The organism is Cellulomonas sp. GbtcB1, assembly GCF_019091725.1.
Lineage (GTDB): Bacteria > Actinomycetota > Actinomycetes > Actinomycetales > Cellulomonadaceae > Cellulomonas.
Window position 1 is genome coordinate 26,912 of sequence record NZ_JAGXJG010000002.1, and the last position, 12,507, is coordinate 39,418.

Genomic DNA, 12,507 nt, shown 5'->3' on the forward strand with positions numbered 1-12,507 from the left:
GGACCAGGAGGGGCGGGCGTCGTCCCCGGGCGAGACTCGCGAGGCGTCAGGCGGCGACGGCCTCGCGGGCCGGCTCGACAGCCTCGTCCGTGGGGGCGCGGTGCGTGAAGCGGTGGAACGTCGCCCGGGTGCCGCCCTCGCTCCGCCGAGCCAGGGCCAGGCCGACGACCACCGCGCCGAGCAGCGGGCCGACGCCGCACGCGACCATGCCGGCGCGGGCGCCCAGGTGCTCGCACACCCAGCCGATCAGCGTCCCGGACACCGCCTGCGCGCCGAGCAGCACCAGCACGTAGAGCGCCATGACGCGGCCGCGGACGTGCGGGGCGACGGTCGTCTGCACGAGCGTGTTCGACCCCGTCAGGTAGAGCAGGGTCACGACGCCCATCGCGATCAGCACGGTGATGAACACCGGCCGGGACGGCGCGGCGGCGGCGAGCAGCTGCAGCAGGCCGATCGCGCCCGCGAGCAGCACCAGGTGCGTGATCCGGCTGCCGCGCCGGCGGGTCGAGAGCAGCGCCCCGGTGAGCGCGCCGACCGCGAGCATCGAGGTGAGCAGCGCGTAGCCGCCGGCGTCGGTGCGGAACACCTGGTCGGTGTAGGCCGCGAGGACGGTCGCCATGTTGACGCCGGTGACGGCGACGAACCCGACGAGCACCACGGACCACAGGATCCGCGGGCTGCGCCGGACGTACGCGAGGCCCTCGCGGAGCTGGCCCTTGGCGCGCGCGACGACGGGCGTCGCGGTGAGCTCGGCGGTCCGCATGACCGAGAGCAGCGCGACCGCCGCGAGGCAGGCCACCGCGTTGAGCAGGAAGGTCCAGCCCTCGCCGACCGCGCTGATCAGGCCGCCGGCGACCGCCGGACCCACCAGGCCGCCCAGCTGGAACACCGCGGAGTTCACGCTGATCGCCTGGCGGAGGTGCTGCGGGCCGGCGACCTCGTGCACGAACGCCTGCCGCGCCGGGTTGTCGAACACCGTCGCGAGCCCGCTGACGAACGCGGCGACCAGCACGTGCCAGGCCTGGACGTGCCCGCTGAGCGCGAGCACGCCGATCGCGAGCGTCGAGAGCCCGAAGATCGACTGGGTCACCATGAGGACGCGCCGGCGGGGGAACCGGTCCGCGACGACGCCGCCGACGAGCCCGAGCAGCAGCATCGGCACGAACTGCAGCGTGACCGTGAGACCGACGAGCGCGGCCGAGCCGGTGAGGCTGAGCACGAGCCAGTCCTGGGCGACGCGGGCGGCCCAGCCGCTCGTGTTCGTCAGGACCTGCGAGAAGACGTAGAGCCGGAAGTTCCGGACGCCGAGCGCGGCGAGCGTCGCGTTCCGGGGCTTCGGCGCGGCGGGCGCCGAGGAGGCGGCGGCCGCGGCGTCGGCGGGGGTGTCGGCCACCGGCCGGGGGCGGCGGTGCAGCGCGAGGCGCGGGCCGTGCAGCGTGCGGCTCAGGCGGCTCGAGGCGGCGGTGGCGGTGCGGCGGGTGCGGGTCGGGGACGGGGCGTGGCGGCGAGCCGAGGGCACAGGTGTTCCTTGCTGAGGCGATGCGGTGAGGTGTCGGTGCGGAACTCAGGTCCGTGACGAGTCGTGTCCCTCTAGGCTACGGCGCCCGCCGCGATTTCTTGAGGTGATGGCGGCAATCACTGTGATCACGTTCTGTAATGATGTGGTGGAGGCGCCGCAGGTCAGCAGGCCGCCGCTCGAGCCGGAGGATCGTCGTGTTTGACCCCGACCAGCTGCGCACTTTCCTCGCCGTTTCCGAGACGTTGAGCTTCACGCGCGCCGCGGCCCGGCTGTCCCTGTCGCAGCCCACGGTGAGCCAGCACGTGCGCAAGCTCGAGGACGCCGCCGGGCGTCGCCTGCTGGGCCGCGACACCCGCGGGGTCGCCCTCACCGACGACGGCCAGGCGATGGCGACGTTCGCCCGGACGATCCTCGCGGCCCACGACGAGGCGACCCGGTACTTCACGGGCTCGGCGATGCACGGCCGGCTGCGGTTCGGGGCGGCCGACGACCTCGCGCTCGCCCAGCTGCCGCGCGTGCTCCGCGACTTCCGCCGCCTGCACCCGCGGATCAACCTGGAGCTGACCGTCGCCCAGAGCGGCGCCCTGCACCGGCGGCTGCGCGCGGGCCAGCTCGACCTGGTCTACATCAAGGAGGCCACCGGCCAGGCCGAGGGCCAGCTGGTCCGCCGGGACCGGCTCGTGTGGGTCGCGGTGCCCGGGACGGCGGTCGACGCCGAGGCGCCGGTGCCGCTCATCACCTACCAGGGCGCGTCGTTGACCCGGCAGGCCGCCGTCCGGGCCCTGACCGAGGCCGGCCGGCCGTGGCGCACGACCTGCAAGGTGGTCGAGATCAACGGCGTGCTCGCCGCGCTCCGCGCCGGGCTCGGCATCGCCGTGCTGCCGCAGAGCCTCCTGCCGGAGGACCTGGTGCAGCTGCCGGCCGCCGCGCTCGGGCTGCCGGACCTCGGGGACGTGGACATCACGCTGGTGGCCAACCCGCAGTCGCCGCGCGAGCCGATCGACGCGCTGACCTCGGCGATCCTGGGCCAGGCGCCGCGCTGACGTCAGCCCGGGTCGCCGATCCGCTCCAGGGCGTCGACGACCAGGTCCCAGAACCGGTCCCGGTCCAGCTCGAGCGCGATCGCCGTCGGGCAGTCGTCGGGAGCGGGGGCGCGCAGGTCGACGACCGTCATCCCGGTGGTCAGCTCGCCCGCCAGCTCCACGTCCACGGGCGCCCGTCGGACCGTCATCACCGACGGGTCGATCACGTAGGCCACGGCGCACGGGTCGTGCACCGGCGGCGCGTCGAACCCCATCGTGTCCCGGTACGACGCGGTGAAGAAGGCGAGCAGCTCCTCGACGAACCGGGCGGGAGCGGTGCCGACGTCCGCGATCCCGCGCACGACCTCCGGGGTGGCGAGCGCCTGGTGCGTCAGATCGAGCCCGACGACCACGACGTCCCACCCGGCGCGCAGCACGACCCGCGCGGCCTCGGGGTCCTCGCGGATGTTGAACTCCGCCACCGGCGACCAGTTCCCGGTCCGGTACGCGCCGCCCATGAGGACCACCTGCCGCACCCGGCCGACGATGCGGGGCTCCCGCAGCACGGCCAGCGCGATGTTGGTGAGCGGCCCGGTCGGGACGAGCGTCACGGTGCCGGGCTCCCGGCTCATCACCGTCTCGACGATCAGGTCCACCGCGTGCCGCGGGTCGAGCGCCTGCGCGGGCTCGGGCAGGACCGGGCCGTCGAGGCCCGACTCGCCGTGGATGCTCGGGGCGTGGTCCCGGACCCGGACGATCGGGCGGTCTGCGCCCGCGGCGACCGGGACGCCCGTCAGACCGGCCACCCGGGCGACGGCGAGCGCGTTGCGGGTGACCTTGGCGAGGTCCTGGTTGCCCGCGACGGTCGTGACGGCCAGCAGCTCGACCTCCGGGCTGCCGTGCGCCAGCAGCAGCGCCACCGCGTCGTCGTGGCCGGGGTCGCAGTCGAGGATGATCGGGCGGGGCATCGGTGCTCCTCACGTCGGCCGGGGGAGCGTCGCAGCGGGCGGCGGGGCGGGTCAAGACCCGCGTGTCGCGCAGCCGGAATGTCCCGGTAACACCCGCTGGTTAGGCTCGACGGTGGGGCGCGCGTCCGCGCGGCCCGGGCACGAGGGAGAGCGTTCGTGGCACAGGGTGTGGTGGCCGAGGGCCTGCAGGTCGGGTACGCGGCGATGCTGGAGCAGTTCCATCCGACCGAGGCGGTCGAGCTGTCCGCCTACGCGGAGTCCCAGGGGTTCCTCGGCACGATGGCGGCCGACCACTACCAGCCGTGGGTGCCGCAGCAGGGGCAGTCGGCGTTCGTGTGGAACGTGCTGGCCGCGCTCGGCGAGCGCACCACCGGCGACATGGGCCCCGGCGTGACCGCGCCGACGTTCCGCTGGCACCCCGCGATGGTCGCGCAGGCGTCGGCGACGCTCGCCGCGATGTACCCGGGGCGGCACTGGCTGGGTCTGGGCTCCGGCGAGGCGCTGAACGAGCACATCACGGCGCAGTACTGGCCCGAGGCGCCCGAGCGCATCAACCGGATGTTCGAGGCCATCGACATCATCAAGAAGCTGTTCACGGCGTCGCTCGCCGGCAAGGACGTCAAGCACGCGGGCCAGTTCTACAAGGTCGAGTCGACCCGGCTGTGGACCATGCCCGAGGTCGCCCCGGAGATCCTGGTCGCCACGGCCGGCCCCGTCACGGCCAAGCGCGCGGGCAAGCACGCGGACGGCCTCATCACCGTCGGCGCCCCGCTGGAGAAGATCAGCGGCCTGTTCGGGAAGTTCGACGAGGGCGTCCGCGAGTCGGGCCGGAACCCCGAGGACCTGCCCAAGGTGCTCCAGCTGCACCTGTCCTGGGCGGACACCGACGAGCAGGCGCTCGAGAACGCCATGGTCGAGTGGCCCAACGGCGGCATGAAGTTCCCCAAGGGCGACATCCGGTCCCCGTTCGACTTCGCGCAGATGGCGAAGCTCGTGCGCCCCGAGGACTTCGAGGGCCGCATGGTCATCTCGGCCGACCCCGACGTGCACCGGGCCGAGATCCAGAAGTACGTCGACCTCGGCTTCGACCGCATCTACCTGCACAACGTGGGCCGCAACCAGCGCGAGTGGATCGACGTGTTCGGCCGCGACGTGCTGCCGAAGCTGGTGCGCTGACGGTGACCGACGCCGGCGCCGGCCCGGTCTCCGCCACGGCCGACCTGCTCACCGCCTGGGGCGTCCCCGGCATCGGCGAGGTGCGCCCCGGCGACGACCTGGCCGCGCTGCTCGGCGACGCCCTGGCGGCGGACGCGTCGGCCAGACCGGCGACGGCGCTCGCGGACGGCGACGTGCTCGTCGTGACGAGCAAGGTGGTGTCCAAGGCCGAGGGGCGCGTCGTGCAGGCCGAGGACCGCGAGGCGGCGATCACCGCCGAGACCGTGCGCGTCGTCGCGACCCGGGAGCACCCCGGCGGCGTCACGCGGATCGTCGAGAACCGGCTCGGCTTGGTGATGGCCGCCGCCGGGGTCGACGCGTCGAACGTCGACGAGGGCACGGTCCTGCTGCTGCCCGAGGACCCCGACGCGACGGCCCGGGCGCTGCGCGCGGCACTGGGGGAGCGGTTCGGGGTGACGGTCGGGGTCGTGGTGTCCGACACGGCCGGGCGACCCTGGCGCCAGGGGCAGACCGACATCGCCATCGGGGCCGCGGGGGTGCGGGTGCTGGACGACCTGCGCGGCTCGACCGACACCCACGGCCGCCCGCTGCAGGTGAGCATGGCGGCCGTCGCCGACGAGATCGCGGCCGCCGCCGAGCTGGTCAAGGGCAAGGTGACCGGGCGGCCCGTCGCGGTGGTGCGTGGGCTGGCGCACGTCGTGACCGTCGAGGACGGCCCGGGCGCCCGGGTGCTGGTGCGGACGGGGCCGGACGACATGTTCGCCGAGGGCACCGCGGAGGCGTACGCGCGCGGGTGGAAGGACGCGGCGGGGGCCGCGGGTCGGTGAGCCCGACGCGCCCCGGCGAACACCTACCTCATCCGTGCTCCGGAGCACTCAACTGGAGATGCACGGGAAACTGAGTTCCGTATCTCGCGCAGCGGGCGGGGGCCCGCGAGGCAGGAGCGGAGCAGGTCCGATGGGTCAAAGACCTCAGGGGTGGTCGACGCACGCCGTGGCAGACAGGCCGCTGCTGCATGCCTTCTCCCACGCGGGAGGTGGGCCCGACACGTTCCGACGCTGGCCCGACGCCTTCCGCGCGTGCCAGATCGTCCCGGTCCGCACCGAGGGCGCCGGTACGGAGCACTCGAGCTCTGTCGCTCAGCTCGCGCGCCGGTGGCGGCGACGGACCGCACAACGGTCGGGGGTGTACTACGGGCACAGCCTGGGAGCGCTCGTCGCGTTCGAGGCCGCCGCCCTCGCGATCGCCGGTCGCGACCTGTCGCAGGCACCGCGCGCCGTCGTGCTCGGGGCGCCGCCCGCGCCGGGACAGGATTTGGCGGAGCGCCTACCCGCCCGGGCGGGGGCGGCGGTCGCGTCCGCTCTGGACCTGGTCCGGCGCTACCAGCCATCCAGAAAGCAGCTGCCGCTGCCCGTGGTCGTGCTGTGGGGTGAGCTCGACCAGCTGGTGCGCGAGGACGAGGCTCGAGGCTGGGTGCAGCGGGGTGGGACGGGCTCGGGCTGGTTGCGCGTCCCGCACGCCGGACACCTGTTCCACCTCGCACCTCACGCGTCGTGGGTGGAGCCGCTGCAGCGCGTCGTGATGGCGCCGATGCCCGGGGCGCGCACGTGAGCGAGACAGCGCACGCGCGGGCGCGTCGGTTCCGCCGCTCCGAGCTGGCCAGCTTCTTGCGCGCGCGGCGCGAGGCGGTGCTCCCGCAGGACGTCGGTCTGCCCGCCGGCGGGCGTCGGCGCACCCCCGGGCTGCGCCGCGAGGGGGTCGCGGTCCTCGCTCAGGTGGGAGCCTCCTGGTACACCTGGATGGAGCAGGGACGAGAGCTCACCGTCTCCCCGGCGGTTCTCGACGGCATCGCGCGCGCCCTGCTGCTCAGCCCGGCAGAACGCACCTACCTGTTCGAGGTGGCCGGCGCCGCCGCACCGGCCGGCGGCACCGACGCGCGTGACCTCGCGAGGATCGCCGACCTGGTGAGCTCCGTGCCGGGACGGCCGGTGTACGCCGTGGACCGCTACTGGAACGTCCTGGTGGCGAACTCTCTCGCCGAGCACGTGTTCGGCATCGCCCCCGGGCACAACTGCCTGGTCAGCTTCTTCACGGACGAGCAGGTGGCGCAGCGGTACCCGTTCCGGGGGGTCGCGGGCCCGATGATGGTCGCGCAGTTTCGTGCCCACGCCGCCCGCTTCGCCGATGATCCCGGATTCGAGACCATCGTGGACGACCTGAAGGAGAGGTCCGAGGAGTTCCGGATGCTCTGGGCGCGGCACGTCGTCGGGGTGACCCCGCACGTCGACCTGGTGTACGACCACCCGACGCTCGGTCGACTGAGCTTCGTCCCCACCGTCCTCTCACCGGCGAGCGGGTCGGACCTGCGCCTCTTCGTCTACGCGCCGAAGGCGGGCACGCCCACGGCCCAGGCCCTGGGGAGCGTCGTGTGACGCCCGCGGCCGTCCGGTGGGCCCGTCCCGGCCGGCTCCAGCAGGTCGTGCTCGGTGACGTCGTCGTGACGTATGTGCCGGACGGGTTCGTCGAGCTCGATCCGGGCGCGTGGTTCTCGCGGGATGATCCGAACCGCGTGTTCCGCACCCACAAGGAGCTGCTGGGCGATGCGGGCATGCTCGTCGCGTCGGTCGGGGTCCTTCTGCTCGAGGGACCGGGGTGGCGTCTTCTCGTGGATGCGGGGCTGGGGCCCACTCGGGTGCCGGCCTCGGACACGCACCCGGCGCTGGGGGCGATGCACGGGGGCGATCTCGTCGACCACCGTCCACGGCTGCGCGACGTCGACGCCGTGGTCGTCACGCACTGGCACGACGACCACGTCGGCTGGGCGCGCGCGGGGTGGCCGGGCTTCGGGAACCTGCGAGAAGCACCGCACCTCGTCGGCACGGGCGAGCCTGCACCGTCGCACTGGGGGCGGGTGTCCGACGGGGACGAGGTCGCACCCGGGGTGCGGGTCCTGGCAACCCCGGGGCACACCGCGGGTCACGTGTCGCTGGTGGTCGCCGGAACCGAGCAGCGTCTCGTCGTCCTCGGCGATGTGATGCACAGCCCCGTCCAGGTCGCGCAGCCTCATCTGGGCTCGTGCTTCGAGCTCGACGCGCACGAATCGCGGCGCTCTCGGTCGAGGGTGCTGGACGAGCTCGCCGTCCCGGGGACGCTCGGCGCGGCGACACACTTCGCCGACGTCCCGTTCGGGGTCGTGCGAGGAGGGCGATGGGAACCGTCCGACGGCGCGAGCATGGTGGTCCCGCCACCAGGATGACGGCTCCTACCTCCGAGGGACTCTGGATCCCAGGGGCAGCCGGGTCGACGGTGAACGCATGTCCACCACCACACCACGCCTGACGCGGGGCGACGTCCTCGTGCTGGTCGTACTGCTGGCCGCCCAGTTCATGTTCGCGCTCGACTTCTCGATCGTGACCGTAGCCCTGCCGGTCATCGGCGCCGAGCTGAACATGGGCCCGGGGGCGCTGACCTGGATCGTCACGCTGTTCGCGCTCTCCGCTGCCGGTCTCATGCTGCTGATGGGGCGCATCGGTGACTACTACGGCCGCAAGCGGCTCTTCCTCATCGGGATGGCGCTCCTGACCGGCGGGTCGTTGGTCGGCGGCCTGGCGAACAGCGCCGAAGTCATCTACCTCGCCCGCGTCCTGCAGGGCGTCGCCACCGCCATCACGACGCCGTCGGCGCTCGCCCTGCTCACGACGTCCTTCCGCGAGGGGCCGGCACGTAATCGTGCGCTCGGCCTCAACGGGGCGTTGCTGTCGCTGGGTTTCGCCGCGGGTTCCGTCCTCGGTGGGGTGCTGACGGAGCTCTTCGGCTGGCGGTTCACCTTCCTCATCAACGTGCCGGTCGGCCTGGCCGTCCTCGCGGTGGCGCCCTTCGTCATCCGGAACTCCTCCGAACCGTCGCGGCAGCGGCTCGACGTCCCGGGCGCCGTCACCCTCACGGGTGCCCTGCTGACCCTCGTGCTGGGGCTGGCGCGGGCGGAGGAGCACGGGTGGGCCGCCGGGACCACGCTCGCCCTGCTGGCCGGAGCGGCCGTGCTCGCAGTCGCCTTCTGGGTGATCGAGTCTCGATCGCCGCACCCGCTGGCGGCCGTGACGATCCTCAGAGGCCGTTCGGTCGCTCTGGGCAACCTGGGAGGCCTGGCGACGTTCTCGATGGAGAGCGGCAAGGTCTTCCTGCTCACCATCTACCTGCAGCAGGTCCTGGGGGCGTCCGCGCTCCAGACCGGCATCGCCTTCACCGTCCTCGGCGCAGGCGCGTTCACAGGCGGGCTCGTCGCCGCCCGGGTGATCAACCGGGTCGGCGCGCGCGCCACCATGGTCGGCGGACTCCTGACGCAGGCGGTGACCGTCCTGACGTTCCTCGCGCTCGGGCACGACTTCAGGTTCGGGTACGGGCTCATCCTGGTGATGACCGCCATCGGCGGCTTCGGGCACGTCCTGGTGATCGTCTCCTACACGGTCGCGGTCACCTCAGGGCTGCCTGACTCCGAGCAAGGTCTCGCCACCGGGCTGACCGCGATGACACAGCAGGTCGCGTTCACCCTCGGCACTCCCGTCCTCGCCGCGGTCGCCATCGGAGCGGGCGTCTCCGCCGTCGCGAGCGCCGGCGAGAAGCTCGCGGGCGTCCAGGCCGGACTCGTCGTGAGCGGGGTGGTACTGCTGGTGGTCGCCGGGCTGGTGGCGGCCCTGTACCGAGGCCCGCTGCCGACGCCGCCGAAGGGCGGAGGGTCTTCGGCCCGCGACCTGCGTCGGGTCGGCTCCGCCACTGAGGCCGGCCGGTGAACGGCCGGACCGCCGAGGAACTGCCCGCGCGGTACTCGTCGATCGACGACGTGCTCGGCCCTGCCTCGCTGCGCTTCTTCGGCGAGGGCTACCGCCGCACGAGGCCGAGGCTCTGGAACATCGCGGTCACTCACGACACGACCGCCTCGCGGCTGTCCGCGTCGGGGAGCATCGCGATCGGGCATGCGTGGTCGGTGAAGCACGGGCAGCAGCAGCGCCCGCACCTCGCGACCACCGACGCCGTGGCCCTGACCGCTCAGGGCGTCGGCGCTCTCCTCACCGCCCGGTTCGACGCGGCGACCGCGGCGGCCGCGCTGATCACGGACCTGGGCGTCCGAGCGGCCGGCGAACCGATGGAGGACGACCTGGGAGAGTTCCCGATCACCGTGGAGCTGCGGGGCAGTGCCGGCGAGAGTGCGGCAGAGTTCACCGCACAGATCGGTTCCATGACCACCACGGGGTCCGTCACCAGGCCCCAGGGCACGGCCGATCTCGCCGCCCCGGCACGAAGCTTCGCGACGCCATGGAGTGGTCCCTACGGGAGAGGCCTCGCCGCGCGCTCGCAGCAGCTGACGGACGTATGTGTGGACCGGGACGTCGCCTTCGCCACGTCCTCGCTCGTGTCACCAGCCGCGGACGCCGTCCGGCGAGGCCTCGAGTCCCAGGCGCAGCCGGCGTACACCCTGGTCGACGTCTTCGTCGCGGCGCTGCAGCTCGGCCAGGTGGTGCTCTACGACCTCGACTCCGTCGAGCGCGGATCCAGCAGCACCCTCTGGATGCGTCGGACCGAGATCTGCACCGATCGAGCACTCCCCGCACGGATCGATCCGGTCCCGGTCCGGGTCGCGCTCGAGCGCGCCAGGCTCGTGGAACGCGGCGGCGAGACCTGGCGGCTGGCCGACGTCGTCGGCGAGCTCGGACCGTACCGGACGCGTGTGGCGGTCGCGCACCGCCTCGGCCCGCCCGACCCGTGAGCAGCTGCACGCACCTCCGGGGTGTCGCTCGATCCGCCCGCCCGAACCGCACTCGACCAGCGAGAGGACCCGCATGAGACTCGCAGTCTCCGGTACGTACTCGACCGGCAAGACGCTGACCACCATGGCGTTGTCGCACTACACCGGGATCCCGCGTAGCGCCGCGATGACCATGCGCGAGCTGCTTCCGATCTCGGTTCCCGGCAAGACCCTCGAAGAGTGCACCGGGGCCGAGATCCTCATGCTCATCACCCGCCGCAACACCGAACGAGCCGTCAACGAGTCGCATCTCGGCGACCGCTTCATCTCCGACGGCTCGTCGTTGCACGAGTGGATCTACGGCACGGTGCGCGTCCTCGTCGGGATCAACCCATCGGCGACCGCGACTCTCGCCGACGTGGAGCGCACGCCCGAGCTGGGCTTCTTCGAGGACGTGATCACCCAGCTCGGCGTCCCCGCGAAGCAGCACGCGCAGGCGGGTTACGACGCCTTCGTGCGCCTCCCGGTCGAGTTCGCGATGGTCGAGGACGGCCACCGGCCGGTCAACGAGCGGTTCCGGGTGCTCGCCGACACCATGATCCAGGAGCAGGTGGACGCGCTCGGGATCCCGACCTTCACCGCAGGAGGGAGCGTCGGGGACCGGCTCGTCGCGATCACCGAGCACTTCGGGCTGCCGCGCGTTCTCAGCCTGGACGAGGCGGTGCGACGAGCCGCTGCGGAGTACGCGGCGATCGACACGCGCAGCGAGCTCGAACGTGCGGCCACCCATGCCTAGTCCCCGGGCGGTGCTCGCGGGATGGGGCGCGTACGCCCCACCCCGAGTCGTCACCAACGCGGACCTGGGGCGGACGCTCGACACCACCGACACCTGGATCACGACCAGGACCGGCATCCGCGAACGCCGCTGGGCCGACGAGGCGACCACCACCGGGGACATGGCGGTGCGCGCGGCGAGCCAGGCCCTCGCGGCGGCGGGCATCGCAGAGGTCGACCGGGTGGTGCTGGCGACTTCGACCCCCGATCACCGGTGCCCTGCGACCGCACCGTGGGTGGCGCACCAGCTCGGTCTCGGAGCAGTCCCGGCGCACGACGTGGCTGCCGTCTGCTCGGGTTTCCTGTACGCGTTGGGCAGCGCGCGCGACGCGGTGCTCGCCGGTTCCGCCCGCCGAGTACTCGTCATCGGCGCTGACCGCTCACCGACCTCGTCGACCCCGTCGACCGGGCGACACGCGTGCTGTTCGGCGACGGCGCCGGTGCGGTCGTGGTCGAACGCGCGACCACCACGGTCGACGGCGTCCTCGGAGAGGTCGTCCTCGGTGCCGACGGCTCGACGTACCGGCACATCATCGTCCCGGCCGGCGGAGCCCGTGTCCCGCTCTCGCTCGATACCCGGCCGAGTGAGCGGTACCTCGCGATGGCCGGGCGCGAGGTGTTCGCTGCCGCCGTCACCCGACTCACCGGCGCGGCAACCGAGGCGCTGGCGATCGCGGGCTGGAGCACGGCGGACTCGCCGTGGCTCGTGGCTCACCAGGCCAACCAGCGGATCCTGTCCGCGGTCGCGCGCGCCCTCGGCCTGAGCGAGGACCGCGTCGTGCGTGACCTGGACCGGTACGGGAACACCTCGGCAGCGTCGATCCCGATGGCGCTGACGCACCACGCCCACCGGTTCCGTCCTGGAGACCGGATCGTGCTCGCCGCCTTCGGCGGCGGCACCACCTGGGGCGCGACGACCCTGACCTGGCCCGAGCGGCCGCCGACCACGCCGTCGCCCGATGAGGGCTGAGAACGAGGACGACCATGACGCCCACCACCATCCCCGACGCCGCCACGATCGGAGCACGCATCGTCCGGGACATCCCCGAGGTCCCGCGGACCCTCTCGCTCGACGAGCCCTTCGACCACGCGGACATCGACTCGCTCGTCCTGGCCGAGGCCGCCGTCGTCGCGACACGCGAGTACGGCGTCCTCGTCCACGACTGGGAGCTCCGCACCGCGGGCACCCTGCGTCGGGCGGGCGAGCTCGTCCACGCGCGGCTGGTCGCCGAGCGACCGCAGGCGTGA

The 12,507-nt window shown here is 73.2% G+C and carries 13 protein-coding genes and 1 pseudogene; 12 read left to right on the forward strand and 2 right to left on the reverse strand.

What is annotated here, in order from left to right; genetic code table 11:
• Nucleotides 1-46 precede the first annotated feature (46 nt).
• Nucleotides 47-1,519, reverse strand: a complete 1,473-nt coding sequence (locus tag KVT14_RS01350; protein WP_308160814.1) for an MFS transporter — start codon at nt 1,517-1,519, stop codon at nt 47-49.
• 194 nt (nt 1,520-1,713) lie between these two features.
• On the opposite strand from KVT14_RS01350, the gene KVT14_RS01355 reads away from it, so the two are divergent.
• The gene (locus tag KVT14_RS01355) at nt 1,714-2,562 is read left to right on the forward strand and encodes a LysR family transcriptional regulator (protein WP_217614019.1); all 849 of its coding nucleotides are present in this window, start codon (nt 1,714-1,716) and stop codon (nt 2,560-2,562) included.
• Between the two features lie 2 nt (nt 2,563-2,564).
• Here the strand turns inward: KVT14_RS01355 and KVT14_RS01360 are convergent, their stop codons facing one another.
• On the reverse strand, nt 2,565-3,509 hold the full coding sequence (locus KVT14_RS01360) for a nucleoside hydrolase (protein ID WP_217614020.1): 945 nt from the start codon (nt 3,507-3,509) through the stop codon (nt 2,565-2,567).
• 156 nt (nt 3,510-3,665) lie between these two features.
• Here KVT14_RS01360 and KVT14_RS01365 point away from each other — a divergent pair, with 156 nt between their 5' ends.
• The 11 genes and pseudogenes from KVT14_RS01365 (at nt 3,666) to KVT14_RS01410 (ending at nt 12,507) form a co-directional block, all read left to right on the forward strand.
• Nucleotides 3,666-4,685: a TIGR03557 family F420-dependent LLM class oxidoreductase gene (locus KVT14_RS01365; RefSeq protein ID WP_308160815.1), complete on the forward strand. Its 1,020-nt coding sequence runs from the start codon at nt 3,666-3,668 to the stop codon at nt 4,683-4,685.
• A 44-nt stretch (nt 4,686-4,729) separates the two neighbouring features.
• Nucleotides 4,730-5,512, forward strand: a complete 783-nt coding sequence (locus tag KVT14_RS01370) for a coenzyme F420-0:L-glutamate ligase (protein WP_217614104.1) — start codon at nt 4,730-4,732, stop codon at nt 5,510-5,512.
• A gap of 130 nt (nt 5,513-5,642) precedes the next feature.
• Nucleotides 5,643-6,296 carry a thioesterase domain-containing protein gene (locus KVT14_RS01375; RefSeq protein ID WP_254630212.1) on the forward strand — a complete coding sequence of 218 codons (654 nt, stop codon included), beginning with the start codon at nt 5,643-5,645 and terminating at the stop codon, nt 6,294-6,296.
• Complete coding sequence (locus KVT14_RS01380; RefSeq protein WP_217614022.1) at nt 6,293-7,117, forward strand: helix-turn-helix transcriptional regulator; 825 nt, start codon at nt 6,293-6,295, stop codon at nt 7,115-7,117. Before KVT14_RS01375 ends, KVT14_RS01380 begins: the two co-directional genes overlap by 4 nt.
• Entirely contained in the window at nt 7,114-7,941 is an 828-nt protein-coding gene (locus tag KVT14_RS01385) for an MBL fold metallo-hydrolase (RefSeq protein ID WP_217614023.1), read from the forward strand. Before KVT14_RS01380 ends, KVT14_RS01385 begins: the two co-directional genes overlap by 4 nt.
• A 58-nt stretch (nt 7,942-7,999) precedes the next feature.
• Nucleotides 8,000-9,472, forward strand: a complete 1,473-nt coding sequence (locus KVT14_RS01390; RefSeq protein WP_217614024.1) for an MFS transporter — start codon at nt 8,000-8,002, stop codon at nt 9,470-9,472.
• A complete protein-coding gene (locus KVT14_RS01395; RefSeq protein WP_217614025.1) occupies nt 9,469-10,446 on the forward strand; it encodes an AvrD family protein in 978 nt (325 codons plus the stop codon). Before KVT14_RS01390 ends, KVT14_RS01395 begins: the two co-directional genes overlap by 4 nt.
• Before the next feature lie 73 nt (nt 10,447-10,519).
• Nucleotides 10,520-11,221, forward strand: coding sequence for an AAA family ATPase (locus KVT14_RS01400; protein WP_217614026.1), 702 nt, complete (start codon nt 10,520-10,522; stop codon nt 11,219-11,221).
• A gap of 160 nt (nt 11,222-11,381) precedes the next feature.
• Nucleotides 11,382-11,713: pseudogene (locus KVT14_RS23095) on the forward strand (3-oxoacyl-ACP synthase); the annotation flags it as partial.
• A 147-nt stretch (nt 11,714-11,860) separates the two neighbouring features.
• Nucleotides 11,861-12,229 (forward strand): 3-oxoacyl-[acyl-carrier-protein] synthase III C-terminal domain-containing protein, encoded by a 369-nt coding sequence (locus tag KVT14_RS22185; protein ID WP_306795676.1) that lies wholly within the window; start codon nt 11,861-11,863, stop codon nt 12,227-12,229.
• 14 nt (nt 12,230-12,243) lie between these two features.
• Entirely contained in the window at nt 12,244-12,507 is a 264-nt protein-coding gene (locus KVT14_RS01410) for a hypothetical protein (RefSeq protein ID WP_217614028.1), read from the forward strand.

Excerpts from the sequence above, each read along its gene's own strand:
- KVT14_RS01360 (WP_217614020.1), bottom strand. The coding sequence starts at position 3,509 with ATGCCCCGCCCGATCATCCTCGACTGCGACCCCGGCCACGACGACGCG.
- KVT14_RS01375 (WP_254630212.1), top strand. The coding sequence starts at position 5,643 with ATGGGTCAAAGACCTCAGGGGTGGTCGACGCACGCCGTGGCAGACAGG.
- KVT14_RS01390 (WP_217614024.1), top strand. The coding sequence starts at position 8,000 with ATGTCCACCACCACACCACGCCTGACGCGGGGCGACGTCCTCGTGCTG.
- KVT14_RS01400 (WP_217614026.1), top strand. The coding sequence starts at position 10,520 with ATGAGACTCGCAGTCTCCGGTACGTACTCGACCGGCAAGACGCTGACC.
- KVT14_RS22185 (WP_306795676.1), top strand. The coding sequence starts at position 11,861 with ATGGCCGGGCGCGAGGTGTTCGCTGCCGCCGTCACCCGACTCACCGGC.
- KVT14_RS01410 (WP_217614028.1), top strand. The coding sequence starts at position 12,244 with ATGACGCCCACCACCATCCCCGACGCCGCCACGATCGGAGCACGCATC.